The 21,970-nt window shown below is 60.7% G+C and carries 26 protein-coding genes; 10 read left to right on the forward strand and 16 right to left on the reverse strand.

Annotated features, from left to right (window positions below):
• Positions 1–3 precede the first annotated feature (3 nt).
• On the forward strand, positions 4–276 hold the full coding sequence (gene npr, locus C2U30_RS16705; protein ID WP_010675868.1) for a PTS phosphocarrier protein NPr: 273 nt from the start codon (positions 4–6) through the stop codon (positions 274–276).
• Positions 277–291: 15 nt separating this feature from the next.
• On the opposite strand, the gene C2U30_RS16710 is transcribed toward npr, so the two are convergent.
• From C2U30_RS16710 to C2U30_RS16765, 12 genes are all read right to left on the reverse strand, one after another.
• The gene (locus tag C2U30_RS16710; RefSeq protein ID WP_103244145.1) at positions 292–2,196 is read right to left on the reverse strand and encodes a BglG family transcription antiterminator; all 1,905 of its coding nucleotides are present in this window, start codon (positions 2,194–2,196) and stop codon (positions 292–294) included.
• A gap of 102 nt (positions 2,197–2,298) precedes the next feature.
• A complete protein-coding gene (gene dagF, locus C2U30_RS16715; RefSeq protein ID WP_049637180.1) occupies positions 2,299–3,039 on the reverse strand; it encodes a 2-dehydro-3-deoxy-phosphogluconate aldolase in 741 nt (246 codons plus the stop codon).
• Positions 3,039–4,154, reverse strand: coding sequence for a DgaE family pyridoxal phosphate-dependent ammonia lyase (locus tag C2U30_RS16720; protein ID WP_049637181.1), 1,116 nt, complete (start codon positions 4,152–4,154; stop codon positions 3,039–3,041). The genes dagF and C2U30_RS16720 overlap by 1 nt, the downstream gene beginning before the upstream one ends.
• The gene (locus tag C2U30_RS16725) at positions 4,138–5,277 is read right to left on the reverse strand and encodes an amidohydrolase/deacetylase family metallohydrolase (RefSeq protein ID WP_049637182.1); all 1,140 of its coding nucleotides are present in this window, start codon (positions 5,275–5,277) and stop codon (positions 4,138–4,140) included. Before C2U30_RS16725 ends, C2U30_RS16720 begins: the two co-directional genes overlap by 17 nt.
• A gap of 142 nt (positions 5,278–5,419) precedes the next feature.
• Complete coding sequence (locus C2U30_RS16730; protein WP_041211843.1) at positions 5,420–6,070, reverse strand: DUF4310 family protein; 651 nt, start codon at positions 6,068–6,070, stop codon at positions 5,420–5,422.
• A gap of 11 nt (positions 6,071–6,081) precedes the next feature.
• Complete coding sequence (locus C2U30_RS16735) at positions 6,082–6,858, reverse strand: DUF4311 domain-containing protein (RefSeq protein ID WP_049637183.1); 777 nt, start codon at positions 6,856–6,858, stop codon at positions 6,082–6,084.
• A gap of 25 nt (positions 6,859–6,883) precedes the next feature.
• Positions 6,884–7,180: a DUF4312 family protein gene (locus C2U30_RS16740; RefSeq protein ID WP_049637184.1), complete on the reverse strand. Its 297-nt coding sequence runs from the start codon at positions 7,178–7,180 to the stop codon at positions 6,884–6,886.
• Complete coding sequence (locus tag C2U30_RS16745) at positions 7,180–7,545, reverse strand: SFCGS family glycine-rich protein (protein ID WP_049637185.1); 366 nt, start codon at positions 7,543–7,545, stop codon at positions 7,180–7,182. Before C2U30_RS16745 ends, C2U30_RS16740 begins: the two co-directional genes overlap by 1 nt.
• A complete protein-coding gene (locus C2U30_RS16750; RefSeq protein WP_043154577.1) occupies positions 7,546–7,908 on the reverse strand; it encodes a transcriptional regulator in 363 nt (120 codons plus the stop codon).
• A gap of 308 nt (positions 7,909–8,216) precedes the next feature.
• Positions 8,217–9,344, reverse strand: a complete 1,128-nt coding sequence (gene degS, locus C2U30_RS16755) for an outer membrane-stress sensor serine endopeptidase DegS (protein ID WP_010675858.1) — start codon at positions 9,342–9,344, stop codon at positions 8,217–8,219.
• An 89-nt stretch (positions 9,345–9,433) separates the two neighbouring features.
• Positions 9,434–10,792, reverse strand: coding sequence for a Do family serine endopeptidase (locus tag C2U30_RS16760; RefSeq protein ID WP_042015057.1), 1,359 nt, complete (start codon positions 10,790–10,792; stop codon positions 9,434–9,436).
• Positions 10,793–10,873: 81 nt separating this feature from the next.
• Positions 10,874–11,254 (reverse strand): YhcB family protein, encoded by a 381-nt coding sequence (locus tag C2U30_RS16765; protein ID WP_010675856.1) that lies wholly within the window; start codon positions 11,252–11,254, stop codon positions 10,874–10,876.
• Between the two features lie 139 nt (positions 11,255–11,393).
• On the opposite strand from C2U30_RS16765, the gene zapE reads away from it, so the two are divergent.
• The 8 genes from zapE to C2U30_RS16805 all read left to right on the forward strand — a co-directional run bounded on the left by zapE (position 11,394) and on the right by C2U30_RS16805 (position 17,576).
• The gene (zapE, locus tag C2U30_RS16770; protein ID WP_103244146.1) at positions 11,394–12,488 is read left to right on the forward strand and encodes a cell division protein ZapE; all 1,095 of its coding nucleotides are present in this window, start codon (positions 11,394–11,396) and stop codon (positions 12,486–12,488) included.
• Positions 12,489–12,754: 266 nt separating this feature from the next.
• The gene (gene rplM / locus C2U30_RS16775) at positions 12,755–13,183 is read left to right on the forward strand and encodes a 50S ribosomal protein L13 (RefSeq protein ID WP_005336289.1); all 429 of its coding nucleotides are present in this window, start codon (positions 12,755–12,757) and stop codon (positions 13,181–13,183) included.
• 14 nt (positions 13,184–13,197) lie between these two features.
• Positions 13,198–13,590, forward strand: a complete 393-nt coding sequence (gene rpsI, locus C2U30_RS16780) for a 30S ribosomal protein S9 (RefSeq protein WP_005336286.1) — start codon at positions 13,198–13,200, stop codon at positions 13,588–13,590.
• A 299-nt stretch (positions 13,591–13,889) separates the two neighbouring features.
• The gene (gene petA, locus C2U30_RS16785) at positions 13,890–14,480 is read left to right on the forward strand and encodes a ubiquinol-cytochrome c reductase iron-sulfur subunit (RefSeq protein WP_010675854.1); all 591 of its coding nucleotides are present in this window, start codon (positions 13,890–13,892) and stop codon (positions 14,478–14,480) included.
• Positions 14,481–14,482: 2 nt separating this feature from the next.
• The gene (locus tag C2U30_RS16790) at positions 14,483–15,700 is read left to right on the forward strand and encodes a cytochrome b (RefSeq protein WP_010675853.1); all 1,218 of its coding nucleotides are present in this window, start codon (positions 14,483–14,485) and stop codon (positions 15,698–15,700) included.
• Entirely contained in the window at positions 15,697–16,431 is a 735-nt protein-coding gene (locus C2U30_RS16795) for a cytochrome c1 (RefSeq protein ID WP_103244147.1), read from the forward strand. Before C2U30_RS16790 ends, C2U30_RS16795 begins: the two co-directional genes overlap by 4 nt.
• Positions 16,432–16,518: 87 nt before the next feature.
• The gene (gene sspA, locus C2U30_RS16800; RefSeq protein ID WP_039040485.1) at positions 16,519–17,148 is read left to right on the forward strand and encodes a stringent starvation protein SspA; all 630 of its coding nucleotides are present in this window, start codon (positions 16,519–16,521) and stop codon (positions 17,146–17,148) included.
• Positions 17,145–17,576, forward strand: coding sequence for a ClpXP protease specificity-enhancing factor (locus tag C2U30_RS16805; protein WP_185367287.1), 432 nt, complete (start codon positions 17,145–17,147; stop codon positions 17,574–17,576). Before sspA ends, C2U30_RS16805 begins: the two co-directional genes overlap by 4 nt.
• Positions 17,577–17,619: 43 nt before the next feature.
• Here C2U30_RS16805 and dolP read toward each other — a convergent pair whose 3' ends face one another.
• The 4 genes from dolP to C2U30_RS16825 are packed head-to-tail and all read right to left on the reverse strand — an operon-like array spanning position 17,620 to position 20,906.
• Positions 17,620–18,198, reverse strand: coding sequence for a division/outer membrane stress-associated lipid-binding lipoprotein (dolP, locus tag C2U30_RS16810; RefSeq protein WP_103244149.1), 579 nt, complete (start codon positions 18,196–18,198; stop codon positions 17,620–17,622).
• A 4-nt stretch (positions 18,199–18,202) separates the two neighbouring features.
• The gene (locus C2U30_RS16815) at positions 18,203–18,793 is read right to left on the reverse strand and encodes a D-sedoheptulose-7-phosphate isomerase (protein ID WP_010675848.1); all 591 of its coding nucleotides are present in this window, start codon (positions 18,791–18,793) and stop codon (positions 18,203–18,205) included.
• A 9-nt stretch (positions 18,794–18,802) separates the two neighbouring features.
• Positions 18,803–19,198: a YraN family protein gene (locus tag C2U30_RS16820; protein WP_103244150.1), complete on the reverse strand. Its 396-nt coding sequence runs from the start codon at positions 19,196–19,198 to the stop codon at positions 18,803–18,805.
• On the reverse strand, positions 19,116–20,906 hold the full coding sequence (locus C2U30_RS16825) for a penicillin-binding protein activator (RefSeq protein WP_223952598.1): 1,791 nt from the start codon (positions 20,904–20,906) through the stop codon (positions 19,116–19,118). The genes C2U30_RS16820 and C2U30_RS16825 overlap by 83 nt, the downstream gene beginning before the upstream one ends.
• A 199-nt stretch (positions 20,907–21,105) precedes the next feature.
• On the opposite strand from C2U30_RS16825, the gene rsmI reads away from it, so the two are divergent.
• Positions 21,106–21,939 carry a 16S rRNA (cytidine(1402)-2'-O)-methyltransferase gene (gene rsmI, locus C2U30_RS16830; protein WP_103244152.1) on the forward strand — a complete coding sequence of 278 codons (834 nt, stop codon included), beginning with the start codon at positions 21,106–21,108 and terminating at the stop codon, positions 21,937–21,939.
• Positions 21,940–21,970 lie beyond the last annotated feature (31 nt).

Here is a 21,970-nt window from a genome sequence, read left to right on the forward strand (position 1 = left end):
CAGATGACCGTTTCCGCCTCGGTAGAAGTCAAAAACAAGTTAGGCATTCACGCGCGACCGGCCATGATGCTGTTCGAGCTGGTGCAGGGGTTCGATGCCCACGTGTTGCTGCGCAACGAAGAGGGGGTCGAGGCCGACGCGGACAGCGTGATCGGCCTGCTGATGCTGGACTCCGCCCAGGGCAAACAGGTGGAGGTGCAGGTGGAGGGCCCCGAAGAGGTGGAGGCCCTGGCCGCCGTGGTGGCGCTGTTCACCTCGGGCTTCAATGAGGAGTAATACGCCTCGGCGTGCTCAAGGTGCGCTGCGAGCCAGCGCCTTGAAAGCGGCAAAATCCCGACAAGCCAGCAGACTTCTGCTGGCTTTTTCGTTCATCAGTGCCAGAAACAGATCATAAAGTCCCATGGCTTCCTCATAATCCGCCTTGGCGATGGCCAGCACGAAGATGAGGGTAGCGCTCTCGCCGTTGCCCCAATCGATCCCCTGGGGGGCCAGCACGGTATAGACCAGGGTGCGGCGCGCCAGCAGGCCGAGGGAGTGGGGCAGAGCGATGCCGTCCCCCAGCATGGTTGAGACAATTCGCTCCCGCTCCTGCAAGGATCCCCGGAATCCGCTCTCCACCAGATCCTCCGCCTCAAGCTGGCTGCAGATGCGATCAAACAGCACCCCCTGGCTGATGGGTTCATCAAGCACCATGAAGTGGTCGGCATCGAAATACTTGTCGAGCAGATAGGGACGGGTGCGATCGACGAGCACCAGCTTGCCGAGCTGCTCCAGCTGGTACTGAGTCGGGAAGGGGGAGACCTGTACCACGGGAGCATTCTTCTCGCTCACCTTGAGGGTGCTGATGACGAAATCCTGCTCGATCCGCGCAAGCCCTTCGTAATCCCGTACCGACTCCAGCGTGGTCAGCTGCAGTTGGGGGTATTCCCGCCGGATGCGTGCTTCCAGCACCCGGAAGGTGGCGTTGCCCGCATCGCACAGCAGCAGCGCCTGGGGGCGCCGGGTGTAACCGATGTCGTAGTGGCGCTCCAGGCCGACCCCGATGTGGATCACCAGGTAGCCGATCTCGTGATGGGTCAACCGGTAGGGGGTCTGCCTGATCCACTCAGAGATGGCCGCCAGGGTGATGTCGTAGGCGAGGGGGTAATACTGCTTGATGTGGTCCGCCAGGGGATTGTGGCTGCCAATCTGGTATTTGACTCGCAGCAGCATGGCGCCGATATGGGTCTGCAGGTCGGCTCGCAATTGCGGGTCGCCGCGCAGGTCATAGGGGTAGTGGTGGTGGATGTAACCCAGCAGGTGCGTAGTCAGCTGCTCGCTCTCGGCCGCCATGGCCGGGCTGAGCAGGGGCGTCTCTGCAGTGAGGCGAGCCTGGATCTGGATGGCGAGACAGGCGATCTCTTCCTGCCCCGGTGACGTCAGGGTTGGCAGCTCGGCATAGATGTCGCGGGCCACCACTGCCAGGGGTGGGGTGATGTCGTCGCTGGCAAACTGGCGCAACTCGTGGCCAGACGCCTGGCGAAGCAGTGCGACGGCACAGTAGACGGTGACTTGCTGCAGGCTCTCGTCGGCCAGGCGCAGCTGATGGCGACCGAGTTGCTCGTGAATGTGGTTGCCCACTACCTCCAGCGTCTTGCTGGGACAGAGGGTGGGCAACAGGCTCTGGAGCGGATGCTGGTGCAGCAGCTCCTGGCAGAGCAGTTGGGTGAGGCAGGCGCGGATCGCCATCTCGCTTCCCGCAATGCGCATCCCCACTCTGGGTTTGCTGTCGATGGTGAGCCCGAAGTGGGCGAGCCGCTCCCGCACCTCCGTCATGTCCCCTTGCAAAGCCGCCCGGCTCAGATACCAGGTGTCCGCCAGCTCGTCGAGTTTGATCCCCTGTTCCGCCGTCAGCAGCAAGACCTGGAGGTGCAGCACCCGCTCGCGGCTGGTGCGAGGCAGGGGGCTCTCCTGCCCCTGGGCGGCCAGCAGCGCATCGAACAGTCCCTGATTGTAGATCTTGAGCTGGTAGCCGCTGCCCCGCTGATGGATCAGGTGGGCGCCCCGGGTGGCGATGAGCTCGTTCAGGGTCGCCACGTCGGTACGCACCGTGCGGGTGGAAACATTGAGACGGCGGGCCAGCTCCTCCTGTGGCAGAGGCTCGGCGTGAAGCAGGGCGAGCAGTTGCTGGAGTCTGGGGTGGGGCAGCTTGGTCATGAGGGGTGGGGACTCCTGTCGCGGATGGTGGGGCGATGTTAACAAGGGGGTCATTAACAAGCCAGGCACCGCCCAGTGATCGGACCGGTGCCTGTGGGGTTGCTATGCCAGCAGTGCCTTCACCATGGCGAGGAGGGTACGCACATCCTCCGGCCGGGTCTGGCCACTGACACTGTCGATGATGGAGCTGTAGACGTGGGGGATCACCTTCTCGACTCCTGCCTCCAGCGCGATCCGCACTATCTCCTCGAAGTTCTCAAGATCGATGCCGCCGGTGGGCTCCAGCCAGAAGCCGTGGCGGGCACAGGCCTCGGCCACAGCCTGATACTCGGCGCGGTAGGCGAGTCCCCCCATGGGGAAGAACTTGACCGAGCTGCCCCCCATGTCCTTGAGCAGGGCAATGGCGGTATCGATGGGGACGATGCCATCGGGCTGCTGACTACTGAGGGGGCCAGTGGAGATCTTCACCATGCCGGGGGTGCCGGTGGGGGAGACAAGGCCATTGACCAGGGTATCAGCTTGACCGAGCAGCGCCCGGCTGGCCCCGACCCCGGTGAACACCTGATTGACGTGCTGGGGCTGCAACTGGCGGGCCAGCTCGGCCACCATGGCGGACTGGCGCGGATCACCGGCTCCCAGCCCGATGGAGAGGGCGTTGTCGATGAGCTTGGCGTAGGCCTGCATGTCGGCGACGGCAGAGGGAATGTCCGGGTAGTTCTTGGAGAGCACACCGACCAGCACATGACCCTCGGCGGCCTCATAAATGTCGACGGCATTCTCTTTGGAACCTGCCAGCACGTTGAGGCAGACCCGATCGCGGTAGTAATTGGGGGTAAGAGACATCAGTTGTTCTCCTGAACGAGGTGGGCAATGGCGGAGTGGATCTGGTCGAGCTGGGGCACGGTGACGCTGCGCACGTCTATCTCGATGTGCCCCTCGTTGGCCTTGTAGCTGCGGCAGTAGATGGCGGGGGTACCCTGTTGCAGACGGGAGACCACTTCCGCCGTGGTCATGCCGATCTGCTGGTGGTCGAAGGTGATGTCGGTGCGGGCGATGTCGCGCCCCGCGCTGTCCCACACCACCTTGGCGGTGACGCCGGGCAGCTGGTTGAGGCGCTCGATGAGGGGGGTCATCTTGGCGACCATGGCGGCGCCGCTCTCCTTCTCTTTGGCCAGATAGCGTTCGATGGCGTGAGTGAGGCCGAGGATCCCCTCCTTGCCCACCTTCATGGCACGGCCGATGCCGTTGGCCTGCTGCTTGACCCACTCCACATACTGACGCCTGCCGAGCACCAGGCCGCTGGTGGGCCCTTCGATGGCCTTGGCGCCGCTGTAGATGACCAGATCCGCACCCTGGTTGTAGTAGAGACGCAGATCCTCTTCGGCCGCTGCATCGACGATGAGCGGGATCCCGTGGGCCTTGGCCACCTCGGCTGCCTCGGCCACCGACAGAATGCTCTTCTGCACGCAGTGGTGGGACTTGATGTAGAGGATGGCGGCGGTATTGGCATGGATGGCGGCGGCCAGCTGGGCGGGTGAGCACTCGTTGGCGTAGCCTGCCTCCACCACCCTGCCGCCCCCCAGGTTGACCATGGTGCCGACGGGGGCACCAAAGTTCACGTTGTGGCCCTTGGGCAGCACGATGTCGCTCGGCACGTCGTGGGCATGAGCATGCAACTGCTCGAGGCGATAGGGGTCGCCGCGCACGATCACGGCGGCCACCGACTGGGCGATGCCGGCGCTGGCGCAGGAGACCACCACCGCATCTTCAACGCCCAGCAGTTCGGCCAGGTAGGCGCCGGTCTTGTTGACCAGATCCTTCACCTCAAAGTAGTGGCCGAGGCCGAAGTTGACCGCATCGACCACCTCCTGCTCGGGGGTGGATACGCCGAGGATGGTCATGCGCCCGGAGGCGTTGATCACCGGTTTGAGCCGGTATTTCTCATACACAGAAGGCATGGTGTGATTTCCCGTAGTGAGTCAGAACCAGTTCGCCGCCCACCAAGGCAGCGAGAGGGAGCAGTTGCCGGTCACCGCTGCGGGCGCCGGCCTCGGTATCGGTAAAGAGAGTGGGGCCGCAGCTCACCTCGAACAGGGTGATGTCTGCATCGGCGCCCACCTCGAGTCGCCCCTTGCCGAGCAGGCGCAGGGCATCGGCGGCCTGGTGAGTGACGCAGGCGAGCACCTGCTCCAGGGTCATGCCGATGGCGAAGAACTTCGACATCACGTGGGCCAGACTGTAGACGGGCCCCTTGATGCGGTTCTTGCAGTAGATGTCTGAACTGATGGTGTGGGGCAGGATCCCCTGAGCAATGGCCAGCTCCGCCACTTCGAAGCTGAAGCTGGCGCCGCCGTGGCCGATGTCGAGCAAGAGCCCCCGCCGCATCGCCTCACGCACCGCCTGGCGCAGTTCGCCGGCCGGGGTCAGGATGCGGTTGGGCTTGCCGTTGAAGCAGTGGGTCAGCAGATCGCCCTCCCCCAGCAGGGCGACGATCTCGTCCAGATCCGGCGGCGTGTTGCCCACGTGCACCATCAGCGGCAAGTTGCCATTGGCCTGCTGGATCTGCTTGGCCATGCGCAGGGGTTGCAGACCGCTTTCACCCACCACGCTGCCGCTCATGCGCGCCTTGATGCCGACGATGAAGCCGGGATGGCGCCGGATGGCCGCTTGGGCGAGGACGGGATCGATGTCTGCCGGATCCGCCAGCTCGTTCTGACGCAGCAGACCGATGCGGGAGATGTTGAGCAGGGCATGCACCCGGGTCTTGCAGGTGGCGGCGAGACGCTGGAAGTCGTCCACATCGTCGGCTCCGGTGCTGCCGGCGTCGATGACGGTGGTGACGCCGGATTCCACGCCCACCTTGTCCGGCTCATCGTGATAGATGGGAGAGGCGGGGTAGCAGTGGGTGTGGCCGTCGATCCAGCCGGCGCTCACATGGACCTGCCCGCCCAGAGTGAGGGTTTGCTTCGCCTCCGTGCTCCCTGGCAGCGAACCCAGCGCCGCTATCTTGCCATGCTTGATGGCGACGTCGACAAGCTGCCCGTTTCCCAGGCGTCCCGCCCTGATGATCATGTCGTACATGCTGATATCCCTCTTGGAACCTGCTTGTGCTCTTACTGCGAGGCTGCTTCCAAGGCTCATGTGTTGCTCTTCACCTTGCTGACGACCTCTCGCGACAGAGCGCAAACAGGTTCTTGAATGCCGCCGAAGAGACGGCCTTGGATTAAGCCAGGGCGATGGGGAAGAAGGTCCCGAACAGCATGGCCCCCAGAATGGCGCCGCCCGTGATGGGCTTCTCCCAGATGTAGAACAGCAGGGCACCCAGCAGGGAGCCTATCCCGATGGGAATGGAGGCGCCCATGGCGGAGAGGATGATGAGGGGACCGAGGAAGCGGCCGGAGCTGTTGCCAGCCCCCATCATGACGTCCGCCCCGTAGGTGGAGTTGCTCTGGTTGATGGTGAACTTGCGCGCCAGGATGATCACGTAGCCGATGGCCATCCCAATCCCCATGCCGGTGATCAGGGAAGCGGTGAAATTTTCCACCGGATAGACAATGCCGGCCCCCAGCAGCAGGGCGGGCACCCCTAGGCCGACTCCGGTCTGGATGGCGCCGCCGATGTCGAGGATCCCCACCAGGGAGCCCTCGATGATGCGGGCGAACAGGAAGCTGGCACCGAAGGCGGCGACTGCACCATAGGCCCCCGTGTCCATACCGGCCTTGAGCATGGCAACGAAGGCCACCTCGTTGAAGGCGCCGACCCCGTAGAGGTAGAACATGTGGGTACCGGCGAAGACGCCGGAAGAGAGCAGACCGACAAAGATGGGGAAGGACCAGTCGGCATACCAGAAGTTGTTTCTCAGTTTCTCATCCATGGTGTGCTTCCTTATTTGCCGCTCATGAGGTTGTGGACGTTTTCCAGCCACAGGGGAACGCCCAGGTGGAAGGATTCAATGAGTTTCATGTCAAAGCCGCGGAAGAAGCCGCTCAGCACGAACAGCAGGACGATGGCACTCATCATCACCTTGGTGACGTGGTTCCAGCCGCTCTCCTCCACCCCCTTGCCGATCAGGATGCCAAGCACCAGGCCCGGTACCGCGTTGCCCATGATGAGCTGGGCCAGACCGCCGAAGATGGTGGCCCAGAAGCCGGACTTCTTGCCTGCCTCGATGGCGGCCAGCCAGAAGATCACCGGCATGACGGTGTTGACCAGCAGGTTGGCGGCGGGCACCAGCACCTTGACCGCGGTCACCTGCAGGGCGGCAGGTACGGCGGCGGCCGTGCTGTTGAGGAAGGCGACCACGATGGCACCAATGATGCCGCAGGCGATGGCCATCTTTTTGGGATCATGGAGGGTGGTGGCGAGATCCCGGTTCTTGATCATCAGGGTCGCTGCACCCCAGTTCGGCAGGATGCGGTGATCCACGTCCTGGGTGAAGGCGCCGGCCGCGACCGTGGAGGCCCAGGCGTTGAAGAAGAAGCCCAGACCGAACGAGAAGTGGGAGGCGGGGTCCCCTTCGCAGGAGTTGAGCTCGCCCAGGGTACGGAACGCGCCCATCCCCTGTACGGTCGGGGCGTGGAACATCCGCGCCGCGCCAGCCCCCACCCCGACGCCTACCAGGCCGCCGATGATGAGTGACTTCATCAAAATGATTAGAAACATCCAACTTGTCCTTTTGGTTGTGGGGTCAGGCCCGGGTGAAATCCACCTTGTCGACATCCAGGCTGATGACCTTGACGGTGATCGCCAGCCGGACCCGGAACTCGTGGCGCTGGCGTGGCAGGAAGAAGAACAGGAACTTCTCCACCCGTACCGACTCCTCGGCCTCGAGCACCTCGACCTCGAGGGGTTCGATGCGCAGCATCACCTTGGGGCTCTCCTTGAGCAGGCTGGGTTGCACCTGGCTGAGGGCTGCAGCGAACGCCTGCTGGCGAGTCGCCCCCTTGCCGTTGACCGTGATCCGGGTGGTGAAGTGTTCTTTCATCAGGTGCGCCCGTGTTTCTTGGCGAAGGCTTCGATCAGCTTCTGGCCCAGCTCTTCCTTGTCCATGAAGCCGAAGCCCAGTACCACGCACCCCTCGTTGATGGCGGTGACACCCTCCTCGATGGATCGCATGCCGTAGCGGCACTTGTAGCCGTACTTGGTCTGGGCCGTGATGGCGCCCGCGCCACCGCTGCCGCAGAAGGAGATGCCAAGGTCGGCCTGCTCCTTGTTCATCACATCACCGAGCTTCATGTCGGCGGCCATGCCGGGGATGACGGTCACGGTGGCGCCGGCGGCTTCTGCGCCTGCCCCCACTTTCTGACCCTTGCCGAGACGATCTCCAATCACGAGTTTGATGGCAGTCATTTAGCTTTCTCCTTTTACTGAGCTGAGTTCGTTTTCTTTGGCCACTTCAAAATGGACGGACAAGAGGTGCGCCTCCTCGTAGGCGAGGCGGTCGAGCCAGGCGACGACCTGCTCTGCCAGGCGCAGGGAAAGGGGGGAGATCTCCTCGAACAGGTTGAGGTCGACCTCCGGCAGGGATTCCCCGCTGTAGGAGCGCCACACCATGGCCTTGACGTGGGAGGCCAGCATCTGCTGCTGCACGTCGTTGGGGCGTATGCCCTGATCCGCCAGCAGGTTGTGAATGCGGGCCAGGGTCAGGTCGGTCTTGCGCAGCAGTGCCGGGCTGTCCGGGGTCAGGGGGGCGTCATGGGTGTCGGTATTCAAGGTCTGCTCTCCAGGCTGGCAGAAAGGATGGGATCACCATAAAGCGGAGGAGAGTGCGGGAGGAGGCAGGTTTTTTCCGATTCGAAGTGGAAATTTGGAGGGAAAGGCATCAAAAGAAGCCCTTTTGGCGATCAAGGAGAGGAAAGGAGCGGACTGGCTGCAAGGGAGTGTGATCGGTGGCGGGTTTTGACGGCGTCTTCGCCCGATTGCCCATTGGCGCAATGTGTGAGCTGTCTCACGCACAGGTGGGAGCCGGAGGAAAGCGGGCACAAAAAAGGGCCTTGTCGGGCCCCGCGAGGATCCGCCCTTCAGGTGGCGGGTGCCGCACTGCTGGTCGGCAGGGTCTGATTCTGGTAGCGCAGGTCCTCTTCGATGATGACATCGACGTCCAGCGGCTTGCCGTTGCGGATCACCGAGATGGTGAGCTTGGTGCCGGGGCGGCTCTCGACGATCTTGTCCATGACGGGACGCACGCCGGTGATGGCCTCTCCGTTGATCTTGAGCAGCACATCCCCACGTTTGAGACCGGCCTTGGTGGCTGGGCCATTGGGATCCAGGCTCTCCACCACCAACCCCTGCAAGTCCCCCAGGTTCAGCATGCGCGCGACGATGGGATTGATCTCGACGCTGGAGATGCCGAGGTAGCCGCGGATGACCCGACCGTTGGCGATCAGCTCGTCCATGATGCGCTTGGCCAGCTTGTAGGGGATGGCAAAACTGATGCCATAGCTCTCCTGATTGCCGTTGAGGTGGTAGGCGGCGGTATTGATACCCACCAGATCGCCACGGCCATTGACCAGGGCGCCTCCGGAGTTGCCCTCGTTGATGGCGGCATCGGTTTGCAGCAGATCCTGCCGGCCGTTGCTGTCCGGCCCCATGCTGGAGAGGCCGATACGCCCGGTGGCGCTGATGATGCCCTGGGTGATGGTCTGGCCGACGTTGTAGGGGTTGCCGATGGCGAGCACCACGTCTCCCACGTCCGGCAGACGATCCGGGTCCTGAGGGATCACCGGCAGGTTGTCCGATTCGATGTAGAGCACCGCCAGATCGGTCAGTTTGTCGGTGCCGACCAGCTCTGCACTGAATACCCGACCATCTTGCAGGGCGACGATGATCTGGTCCGCATCGGCGATGACGTGATAGTTGGTGAGCACGTGACCGCGCTGGTTCATGATGACGCCGGACCCCAGCCCCTGGGGTCTGAGTTCGGCTTTTTCACCGCGATTGCCGGCGAAGCTGCGGGTGTAGATGTTGACGACGGCAGGGCCGGCACGATGGGCCGCGTAGGAGAAGCTCAGCTCGCGGGCATTGGTGATGAGGCCCGGCAGGGGGGCGCCGCCGCGAAAATTGGGGAACACCAGCAACAAAAGCGCAGCCATGGCGAGGCCAAAGCCGACGGACTTGCCCAAGTAGCTGATCAGAGGTGGGATTTTCATGTCTTTCTCGTCCGTACAGGCTGCGGGCAGAGAATAACATTATCGATGGATAAAAATCACCCGCGGCGGTTGCCGCGGGTGTGAGGGGCTTAACGGATCACCAAATAGAGTGAGGAGTCGCCGCGCTGGATGTTCAGCGCCAGGACTTCCGGCTTGTTTTTCAACACCTTGGTCAGTTCACCCATGGAGTTGATGCGCTGGCGGTTGACCCCGATGATGATGTCGCCCTTTTGCAGGCCGGAGGCGGCTGCCGGTGAGCGGGGATCGATGTCGGAGACGGCCACGCCGGTCACGGGGTCCGTGGTGGTGCTCAGCTTGGCCCCTTCCAGTGCCGGATGCAGGGCGCTGGCCAGGATCTCGCTGTCATCTGCTTTCTTCAGGGTGACCTTGACGGTCTGCTCCTTGCCGTCACGAATGAGGCCGAGCGAGACCTGCTTGTCGGCCCCCATGGTGGCGATTTTGGCACGCAGCTCGCCGAAGGAGCGGATGGGCTTGCCATCGATGCTGATGATGATGTCGCCTGCCTTGATGCCTGCCTTGGCGGCAGCGGAGTCAGGCATGACCTGGTTGACGAAGGCACCGTCCTTCTTGTTGTAGCCGAAGGTCTTGGCGATTTCGCTGGTGAGCTCGGTGCCGGTAATCCCCAGCTGGCCACGGCGCACTTCGCCGTATTTCACGATCTGCTCGGAGAGATCGCGCACCATGTTGGACGGGATGGCAAAGCCGATGCCGATGTTGCCGCCGTTGGGGCCCAGGATGGCGGTGTTGATGCCGATCAGCTCCCCGCGCAGGTTGAGCAGGGCGCCGCCCGAGTTGCCGGAGTTGATGGCCGCATCGGTCTGGATGAAGTTCTCCAGATTTTCGATGTTGAGGCCGCTGCGACCCAGGGCGCTGACAATGCCGGAGGTGACGGTCTGGCCCAGGCCGAACGGGTTGCCGATGGCCAGCGCGTAGTCACCGACTCTCAGCTCGTCGGAGTCGGCGAACTTGATCTGCACCAGATCCTCGGCCTTGATTTGCAGCAGGGCGATATCCGACTGTTTGTCTTCCCCTATTTTCTTGGCTGCATACTCACGGCCATCCTTCAGGTTGACCTTGATTTCGTCCGCCTCGTGGACCACGTGGGCGTTGGTGATCACGTAGCCTTTCTTGGCATCGATGATGACGCCGGAACCAAGCGCCTGGAAGGGCTGCTCGCTCACCTGCTCGTCAGGCATGTTGGGGCCGAAGAAGAAGCGGAATTGTTCCGGCAGGCGCTGGCGGGTGATCTTCTTGCCAGAGACGGAGATGTTGACCACGGCAGGGGTCACCTGCTCGAGGACGGGGGCCAGGCTCGGCATCTCCTGGTTGTTCGCCATCAGGGGCAGTGCGGCCTGCGCCGGTGCTGAGGACATGGCGATACCGACACTGAGGGCTAAGACACTGAATACAGAAAGAGATTTACGCATATGAGAAACAGCTCCCAGAAAAAGTTGCAGTGCAATCGTCAAGGTCTGACCACGATAAAGCGTAATTAGTTCAACCGACGATCAGCCCGGCTGCTTGAGCAGGCCGGACGCACCGGCGTAATCGCGGGGAGGAAGGCCCGGCTCCTCGCTGTTGGCGGCATCGCCTGTTTCTTCCACTTCGGGTTCGCGGAACAGTGGTTCCTGTACCTTGGCCAGGAACTTGCTCTGTTCCGCCATATGGCGATAAAGGGTCTGGTACTGTTCGGCCAGTTGCTCCATCAGGGCTGCGCTGTCGGCGAAGTGGGTGGTGATCTGCCCCTGGTAGCTTTCCAGCTCCTTGTGGGCTTTTTTCAGCTCCTGTTCCAGGCGTCCGGCATCCCGGCTACGGACAGAGAAGCGGCCGATCAGCACGCCGATGATCAGGGCGGCGATCGCCAGCAGGATCCCGTTAAACAGAGTCATAGAAGCTCCTTGTTACAGCTAACACGATGAATTTGAAGCGGTCGGATGGACCGCAACGCCTCGTTGGCACTATACCGTGCCCCCCGAGAGCGTGATACCATTTTGTCCCTCATTCAGGGACTTGGAGGCGGTTTACAGGATGACCCCGCAGCAAAAATATCAGCAGGATTTGCAGCGCCCCGGCTTTGTGGCCGATCCGGCCCAGGCCATGGCAGTCGCCCGCCTGGAGCGACTCTATCAGGATCTGTGCGCAAGCCCGACTCCGACCAGATCCCGTGGCCTGCTGGGTTGGCTGCAAAAGCCGAAAACCCGTGACCCCGTCCAGGGGTTATATATGTGGGGCGGTGTGGGCAGAGGCAAGACCTGGCTGATGGATACTTTTTTTGAGAGCCTGCCGGGGGAGCGCAAACTGCGCATCCACTTCCACCGTTTCATGCAACGTGTGCACGACGAGCTCAGAGGGCTGACCGGTCAGTCCGATCCGCTCAAGCTGATCGCCCGCAAGCTGACCGACGAGACCGACGTCATCTGTTTCGACGAGTTTTTCGTCTCGGATATCACGGATGCCATGCTGCTCGGCACTCTGTTCCAGGAACTCTTTGGCCATGGCGTGGTGCTGGTGGCCACATCCAACATCCCCCCTCAGGATCTCTACCGCAACGGGTTGCAGCGTGCTCGCTTCCTGCCTGCCATCGCGCTTATCGAGCGCCACTGCGAGGTGATCAATGTCGATGGCGGTGTCGATTACCGGCTGCGAACCCTGGAACAGGCAGAGATCTATCACTTCCCGCTGGATGATCAGGTCAGGAGCAACCTGGATCGTTATTTCAGCCAGTTGACCGGGATTGGGCAGGTGACTGCCGCCGCACTGGAAATCAACCATCGCCAACTGAGTGCACTGGGCGTGGGGGAAGGGGTGCTTTATATGGAGTTTGAACAGCTGTGCTGTACTCCACGCTCCCAGGGCGACTACATCGAATTGGCCCGTGAGTTCCACACCGTCCTGCTGGCCAATGTGCAACCCATGGGCAGCGGCACGGATGACGCGGCCCGCCGCTTCATCGCCATGGTGGATGAGTTTTATGAGCGGCATGTAAAGCTCATCATATCGGCGGCGGTCCCCATGACCGGGCTCTATGGCGAAGGCTTGCTGAATTTCGAATTCAAGCGTTGCCTTTCACGGCTTCAGGAGATGCAATCGCACGAATACCTTGCCAGAGTGCACCTTCCTTAGTCACAATACCGCGCCTGCCAGTCGGATGGGCATCTGCGGCAGGTAGGGCCGGGCGACATTTGCTAGCTTCATGGCAGTGAAATTAGCAGGTGATATTTAAGGCAACTTCACTTATAATCGCCCGGCCCACGTTACAGCTGTCGATAAGACAGCAACACTTTAAGCTTTACTTGTATTCGAAGGGGTACAGGTAGGCCATCGTTTGTTGTTTGTGGGAGAGCCCCCATAAGCAATTGGGTCTGTAACAGGTAATTGGGTTTAACTTAATGAAAACTTTCGTTGCCAAGCCAGAAACCGTAAAACGTGACTGGTACATTGTGGACGCAGAAGGTAAAACTCTGGGTCGTATCGCAACCGAGATCGCTGCTCGTCTGCGTGGTAAGCACAAAGCCGAGTACACTCCGCACGTTGACACCGGTGACTACATCATCGTTGTAAACGCTGAGAAGGTACACGTAACCGGTAAGAAATTTACCGACAAAATGTACCACGCTCACTCCGGTTTCCCGGGTGGTATCAAGTCCATCAGCTTCGACAAGCTGATTCAGCGTAAGCCGGAAATGGTAATCGAAGCTGCCGTCAAGGGCATGCTGCCGAAGGGCCCGCTGGGCCGTGCCATGTTCCGTAAGCTGAAAGTTTACGCAGGCGCAGAGCACGCTCATGCTGCTCAGCAACCTCAAGTACTGGATATCTAACGGGAACTGGCAACATGGCAGAAAATCAATACTACGGTACCGGCCGTCGCAAAAGCTCCACTGCTCGCGTATTCATCAAAGCGGGTAGCGGTAAAATCGTAATCAACCAGCGCTCCCTGGAGCAATACTTCGGCCGTCCGACTGCCCGCATGGTAGTTCGTCAGCCGCTGGAACTGGTCGAGATGACCGAGAAACTGGATCTGTACATTACCGTTAACGGTGGTGGCATCTCCGGTCAAGCTGGTGCGATCCGCCACGGTATCACTCGTGCTCTGATGCAGTACGACGAGACCCTGCGTTCCGAACTGCGTAAAGCTGGCTTTGTTACTCGTGATGCCCGTAAGGTTGAGCGTAAGAAAGTCGGTCTGCACAAAGCGCGTAAGCGTCCGCAGTACTCCAAGCGTTAATTCGCTTTTGGTACGCACTCTCAGGAGTGTCAAAAAAGCCTGGCAATTTGCCAGGCTTTTTTTATTGGTAATGTTACATGTGACAATGCTAAGCATACGTCACAAAAGACAAAAAATTGTGTATTTATTGTTTTTGCCCATCGACTCCCTTTCTTGTCAAATTGTTATCTTTTCTTTAAAATTTCCATGGTCTTTCTGTGTCAATTGCCACTCCGCTTCCATTGCAGTTGTCAGAGGGAGAGGAGAAGTAAACAGGGACACTATAAGAATGAGCGGAGTCCACATGGGAGAGTTTTTGGATGAGCAATGCGCCAGTTGATACCGGTCGCCGCAGATTTCTTACCTGGTCAACGGTTGCCGTTGGCGGTGTAGGAGCTGCTTTTACCGCAGTGCCGTTTATTAAGTCATGGAATCCGAGTGCCAAAGCCAAGGCGGCAGGCGCCCCGGTTGAAGTGGATATCAGCAAGCTGGAGCCGGGTCAGCTAATCCGCGTCGAGTGGCGTGGTAAACCGGTCTGGGTGGTGAAGCGCACCAAGCAGACGCTGGATGCTCTGGCTGCACACGATGACAAGCTGCGGGATCCTGCGTCAGACGAGCCACAGCAACCGGACTATGCCCACAATGGCTACAGATCCATCAAACCGGAAATCTTCGTGGCCGTTGGCATCTGCACTCATCTGGGATGCTCCCCGTCCTATCTGCCCGACAGCTTCGGCGAGCAGGTTCAAGGGGTAACTTCCGGCTTCTTCTGCCCCTGCCATGGCTCCAAATTCGACATGGCTGGTCGAGTGTTCCAGGGCGTCCCCGCACCGCTGAACCTGGTCATTCCGCCATACCAATTTCTTAGCGACACCACCATTCTGGTCGGTGCCGATGGCAAGGAGGCCTGACCATGTTTGCCAAACTCATGGGCTGGATCGATGATCGTTTCCCGCTCACGGCCATGTACAACGACCATATGGCCAAGTATCCGGCGCCCAAGAACCTGAACTTCTGGTACTTCTTCGGCTCGCTTGCCATGTTGGTGCTGGTCAACCAGATCATCACCGGCATCTGGCTGACCATGAACTACAACCCCTCGGCGGAAGGTGCCTTCGCTTCCGTGGAATACATCATGCGGGATGTGGATTACGGCTGGCTGCTGCGTTACATGCACTCAACCGGGGCATCCGCCTTCTTCATCGTGGTCTACCTGCACATGTTCCGCGGCATGATCTACGGCTCTTACCAGAAGCCAAGGGAACTGCTGTGGATCTTCGGCATGCTGATCTTCCTGGTACTGATGGCCGAGGCCTTCATGGGTTACCTGCTGCCCTGGGGGCAGATGTCGTTCTGGGGGGCCCAAGTCATCATCTCGCTGTTCGGTGCCATCCCCGTTATCGGTGACGATCTGACCCTGTGGATCCGGGGGGACTATGTCATCTCGGGTGCGACCCTGAACCGCTTCTTTGCCCTGCACGTCATCGCTCTGCCGCTGGTGCTGGTGATGCTGGTGGCCATGCATATCCTGGCGCTGCACGAGGTGGGCTCCAACAACCCCGATGGTATCGACATCAAGAAGCACAAGGACGAGAACGGCTGGCCACTGGATGCGGTCGCGTTCCACCCCTATTTCACCGTGAAGGACATGATCGGAGTAGCCGGTTTCCTGTTCTTCTTCTGTGCCATCATCTTCTTCAAGCCGGATATGTGGGGCTATTTCCTCGAGAAACCGAACTTTGAGGTGGCCAATGGCCTGAAGACACCGGCGCATATCGCCCCGGTCTGGTACTTCACCCCCTTCTACGCCATCCTGCGTGCGGTGCCTGACAAGCTGCTGGGGGTCATCATGATGGGCCTCTCCATCGTGGTGCTGTTCCTGTTGCCCTGGCTGGATCGTTGCAAGGTGCGCTCGGTGCGTTACCGCAGCACCCTGCACAAGCTGAACATCGCCCAGTTCGTGGTCTGCTTCATTATCCTGGGGGTGCTGGGCGTGCTGCCATCAACCCCGACCCTGACGCTGATTGCACAGCTCTGTACTCTGGGTTATTTCGGATTCTTCGTCCTGTTGTTCTTCTACAGCAAGAATGAAAACACCAAGCCGCTGCCGGAGAGGGTGACATTCAAATGAAAAGAATAATTTTTGCAGTGCTTGCCCTGCTGCCTGGTCTGGTGTTGGCCTCTGGCGGTGGCTTCCCCCTCGACAAGGCGGAGTACGATCTGAGTGACAAGGCATCCCTGCAACGGGGGGCCGCCACCTTCATGAACTACTGTGCCGGCTGTCACTCCACCCAGTACCAGCGTTATAACCGGGTGGCGGCCGACATCGGCATTCCGGACGATCTGATGAAGGAGAACCTGGTCTTCACCGGCGCCAAGATCGGCGATCTGATGAAGAGCGCCATGTCCGAGAAGGATGCTGCGCGCTGGTTCGGCGCGCCGCCCCCCGACCTGACCCTGGTTGCCCGGGTGCGTGGTGCAGACTGGATCTACACCTATCTGCGTTCCTTCTACGTGGACGAGACCCGTCCATTCGGGGTGAACAACGCCGTCTTCCCGTCCGTGGGTATGCCCCATGTGCTGGAGCCGTTGCAGGGGACGCCCCGCGCCGAGTTCGAGACGCACACCCTGGATGGCGTGGAGATGCAGCAAGTCGTCAGCATCAAATCTGACGGCAACGGTGAAATGAACAACGAAGAATATGATCAGACGGTACTGGATCTGGTAAACTTCTTGGTCTACTCGGCTGAACCGGTGCAGCAGGAGCGCGAACGCATGGGCTTCTGGGTACTCGGATTCATCGCTGTCTTCTTCATCTTCACTGTGCTGTTGAAGAAGGAATTCTGGCGCGACGTTCACTAAGCGACCAGATCGGAGTAATATGACGCACGGCAATGAAGACAGACATGCTTCATTGCCGTTTCTGCTTTTTAATGACGGGAGGGTTCAATGGCTGTAGCTGCCAATAAGCGTTCGGTAATGACGCTGTTTTCCGGTGCCAACGATATGTTCAGCCATCAGGTGCGTATTGTCCTGGCGGAGAAGGGTGTTAGCGTGGATATCTGCCAGGTTGATCCTGCCAACCTGCCGGATGAGCTGGCCGAGCTGAACCCGTACAACACTGTACCGACTCTGGTGGATCGCGAGCTGGCGTTGTACACCTCGCGCATCATCATGGAGTATCTGGACGAGCGTTTCCCGCATCCGCCCCTGATGCCGGTTTATCCGGTCGCGCGCGGCAACAGCCGTTTGATGATGCACCGCATCGAGCTGGACTGGTACTCTCTGGCCGACAAGATCATGGCGGGCACCGATACCGAAGCCGCCCGTGCCGAGCTGCGTGACAACCTGCTGGCCATCGCCCCCATCTTCGGCGAGATGCCCTATTTCATGAGCGAAGAGTTCGGTCTGGTCGACTGCTACATGGCGCCATTGCTGTGGCGTCTGCCGAGCCTGGGCATCGATTTCACCGGCCGTGGCGCCAAAGAGCTGAAGGCTTACATGGTTCGCCTGTTCGAGCGTGAATCCTTCCAGGCTTCCCTGACCGAGGCCGAGCGCGAGATCCGTGCCGGCGTATGAGCATGGAACCGACAATGACACCCAGTCGCCCGTATCTGCTGCGGGCGTTTTTTGACTGGTTGCTGGATAACGATCTGACTCCCCATCTGGTGGTCAATGCCAACATTCCCCATGTGATGGTACCGATGCAGTTCGTGCAGGATGGCCAGATTGTTCTGAACATAGCCCCCCGGGCCGTGGGCCAGTTCCACATGGACAATGACGCTGTCAGCTTCAGCGCCCGTTTCGGTGGCGTATCGCAGCAGGTCTATATCCCCATGGCGGCCGTACTGGCCATCCATGCCAGGGAGAACGGAGTGGGGACCCTGTTCCCGCCGGAGCCCGGGTATGACCTCTGGCTGGAACAGGCACAGTCACCCACGTCGGTTGACCCCGAGCCGGAACCACCGCGCCCGAGCGGTCGTCCGACCCTGAAAGTCATCAAATAAAAAACGCAGCCTGAAGGCTGCGTTTTTTCATCCTGCCAGATGGTCAATTCTGGGCAAACTCGAAGGCTTTGATCACCTGCTTAACGCCGCTGACGTGGCGGGCGATTTCTACGGCCTGATCCCCTTCCTGGCGGGTGACCAGCCCAATGAGGAATACCTCGCCATTCTCGGTGACAACCTTCACCTTGGCGCTGTCGAAGTTCTTGGTGCCTAGCATGTCGGCCCGCACCTTGGAGGTGATCCAGGTGTCATTGCTGCGCACGCCGATGCTGACTGGTTTGCCAAGGCGCAGCTCGTTGTAGACATGGCGAACCCCTTCAATCCGGCTCACGATTCTGCCCGCTTCCTGTTTGTAAGCGTCAGAGGGTGTCTGACCCACCAGCAGCACACGGCCGTTGTTGCTGTAGACACTGATCTTGCTGGCGGCGCTCAGGGGCTTGTTGTCGGCCAACAGGTTGGCGGCTTTCAGCTCTATGGTCTGATCGTCCCACTGGGCACCCAGGGTGCGGCGATCACCGCTCGCTTTGGCGGTGCCAGCCGCGCCACCGACCACCACGGCAGCACAGCCTTGCAGCAGCAGGACGCTGGTCAGCAGGGCAAGAGCGAGAATAGGCTTCTTCATGGTTTCAGTCTTCCTGTTGCGGGAAAAGTGTCTGGTCGATGAGATCACAGAGACAGTGCAGGGTCAACAGGTTCACTTCCAGAATACGAGGACGGCGAGCGGAAGGAACGCGGATCTCCACGTCATTGGGGCCCAGCAGACCGGCGATCTCTCCCCCGTCTCCGCCACCGAGAACAATGATGGTCATGTCGCGGGAGAGGGCGGCCTCCGCAGCCTTGATGAGGCTGCGGCTGTTGCCTGTCGTGGTGATGACCACCAGGATGTCGCCTGGTTGTCCCAGAGCACGTATCTGTTTGGCATAGACCTCTTCGAAACCGTGATCCGTGGCGATGGCGCTGATGGTCGCCATGTCGGGCGTCAGGGCGAGACCGGGCAGGGAAGGGCGAGGCGTTTCATAGCAGTTCACCAGTTCGGAAATGAACAGCTGTGCCAATGCCGAGGAAGGACCATTGCCACATGCCATCACCTTGTGGCCATTGAGCAGGCAGATGGTCAGCATCTGGGCTGCCGTATGGATGGCATCCGGCAGTGCTTCGGCGGCAGCTATCTTGGTCTGGATGCTCTCGGTGTAATTCTCTTTGATGGGATCAGTCATGGGGTCCTCTTAAAACGCGTTCGGGATCCAGTCCGGCTGGTCGCCCTCGAACGCGATCACATCGAATCGACAGGCCTGGTTGGCCTCATTGATGGCATGTTGCTTGAAATAGTGGCGCGCGGCCAGCACGATCTTGTGCTGCTTGCGCCGGGTGACCGAGCTGGCGGCACCGCCATGGGTGGCGTGGGCACGATATCTCACTTCAACGAACACCAGGGTCTCCCCCTGGCGCATGATGAGATCGATCTCGCCGCCACGGCAGCGGTAGTTGCGGGTCACGGGTTGCAGGCCGCGGGCCTGCAACCAGCGTTCCGCTATTTGCTCAAAGTGTTGTCCCTTGCTCGTCGCTGCCGACGGCAACAGGTTCAACCACTGCTGGTGAAGTTGTGTCAGTAGCCTCTTCATGAGTCGCATCCTCCAACTGGGGGGCGGCGCTGTCGCTGACCAGCTTGCCATTCTGGTAGGTGGCCCAGTCCAGCATGCGCACTATGTTGCCCTGGGGATCCACGCTCAGCTGGCCGCTCATGCCGGGTTGCTGCATGGCATTGACCTTGCGCATTTGCGGCAGGTTGCCTGCCAGGCTGACGGCATCGTAACCGAGGGCGAACAGGCGCAGCAGGTCGCCCTGGGTCTGGGGCCAGAGCAGGGCAATCTGTTCACGCTGCGTCTCGAAGCCACCCAGCAGCAGTGGCATGTCGGAGATATGCATGCCGTTGAGCTCGGATGCCACCTCGGTCGTCCCGCCGTCGTAGCCCCGCGAGCTGCTGTAGATGGGCAGGCTGCCCATGGGATTGACCGAGATGTCCACATAGGGCTTGATCATCCGGGTCTCCAGGCTGTTGGCCACCACATAGACGGCGTCGATGCTGCGCGGCGCGGCATCGGACAGCTGGACAATCTCCCCGGCTCGTGCGGTGGAACGGCCGCTCAGAGCGTTCTTGACCATGCCCTGCACTTCGTTGCGCGCCCCGAAGGTGGCAACCACGGGCTTCTCCTGGCTGACGCCGGCCCAGGCCTGCTCAAACGCCTTGATACTGCTGTAGCCAATCCGGCCTTGTGCCGCGATCAGCAGCGGCTTGCGATAGCCCTGACCATAGAGGTACTGGGCCGCCTGGCTCGCATCGGCAGCGGCGGAGAGCGAGAAATAGAAGGTGTTGTCGTTGACGATCGGCTTGTCCAGCTCGTTGAGCGCCAGCACCGGCACGGTCGGATTCGACTTGAGCAGCTCCTCCACCTGATCCTTGAGCAGGGGGCCGATGATCATGTTGGCCCCTTCCTGAATCGCCTGCTTGTAGAGATCCCCCATCGCCTTGCCCTGGGTATCGTAGAAGTTCAGGGTGAACTGGCTCTGATTTTCCTTGTAGGACATCAGCATGCCGTTGCGGATGGCGGCGCCCTGGGCTTCCAGGTTGCCGGAGAGCGGCAGGAAGACGGCGATCTGCTGCAGCGAACCGTTGTCCGTGATAGCGAGATCCCCAAGGCCGGCCGGCATGTCGCTCTGGGCAGGGTGGTTAGGGAAGCTCTGCTTCCAGCCGGCAAGCTGGCGGGCCAGCTGGCTCGGCTGTGCCCCGAACTCGTTCACCAGCGCCGCCAGTCGCAGCCAGCCGGTGGTGACATCGGGAGCTGGCTCCTCTTCGAGCGCCTGCAGGGTGGAGGGGGTCATGCTTTTCAGCAGTGACCAGATCTGCTGGTGATTGGTGGCCAGCTCATTCTTGGCCAGATAAGGTTCCAGCAGGATCAGCGACTTGGCCGCACCAAACTTGTTGTTGATGTCGAGCTGCAGCACCACGCGCTGGCGGTACCAGTCCTTCTGGGTATCGGCATCCAGCACCACATCCGGCTTGCCTTCCAGCAGGATCAGCGCCTGGTTGGCGTTGCCCTGGGCTAGCAGCAGGTGTGCCTGCAGCAGTTGCAACTGCGCCTGCTGCTCCGGGCTCTTCGCCTGCTTCTGCAACTGCTGATACAGGGCGGCAGCCGGTTTGGCCTGGCCGAGCGCCAGATAGCTGCGCGCCGCCATCATCTGCCACACGAAGGCCTCTGCCGGTTTGGCGGGATCCACCTGCTCCAGATACCACTGGGCATTCTTGGTCAGATCCGAGAAGGCTGACGGCATGCCGGGTTGTCCGGAAGATTGATTGGGCTCCGACGCACAGGCGGCGAGCAGGACTGCCGCGAGTAGGATGCCGAAGAGTCGTGATACACTTAGCTGCTTTATAACCCGGTTCAAGTTCATTCCCCGACCAGTGTTGAAATTCTCCATAGTGTAAACGGGCCAATATGGCGACACAATTGTCGGGACACTCGGAGCTCCCATGAGTGACATCCCAACCCTGTATATAGTCCCCACTCCGATCGGCAATCTGGCCGACATCACCCAGCGAGCACTGGACGTGCTGCGCAGCGTCGATCTGGTGGCCGCCGAGGATACCCGGCATACCGGGATCCTGCTCAGCCACTACCAGATCTCGGTATCGACCTTTGCCCTGCACGATCACAACGAGCAGCAAAAGGCGGATGTGCTGATCGCCCGCATCAAGGAGGGCAAGAGCGTGGCCCTGGTCTCCGATGCGGGGACGCCGCTCATCAGCGACCCCGGTTATCACCTGGTCACCCGTTGTCGCGAAGCCGGGGTCAAGGTGGTGCCGCTGCCCGGTCCCTGCGCCGCCATCACGGCGCTGTCCGCCGCCGGGCTGCCCACCGACCGCTTCGCCTTCGAGGGTTTCCTGCCGGCCAAGGCCAAGGGGCGGGATGATCGCCTGCAAGCCGTCATCGAAGACACCCGCTCTCTGGTGTTCTACGAATCGCCGCGCCGGGTGCAGGATACCGTGGAAGCCATTGCTCGCATCCTTGGCGAGCGCCAGGTGGTGGTGTGCCGCGAGCTGACCAAGACCTTCGAGTCCATCCACGGTCTGCCCGCCTCCGAGATGTTGGCCTGGCTCGGAGAGGACGATAACCGTTGCCGCGGGGAGATCGTGCTGGTGGTCGCCGGTGCCAGCAAGGTGGATGACGAGTTGCCTGCGGAGGCGATCCGCACCCTGGGCCTGCTGGTCGGCGAGCTGCCCCTCAAGAAGGCTGCAGCCCTCACCGCCGAGATCCACGGGGTGAAGAAGAACGCCCTCTACAAATACGGCCTCGAGCACTATTAATTGCCGTAAACCGGAATTGACGGTTTACCCC

Source organism: Aeromonas sp. ASNIH5 (assembly GCF_002902865.1).
In the GTDB taxonomy this organism is placed as follows: Bacteria; Pseudomonadota; Gammaproteobacteria; order Enterobacterales; family Aeromonadaceae; genus Aeromonas; species Aeromonas caviae.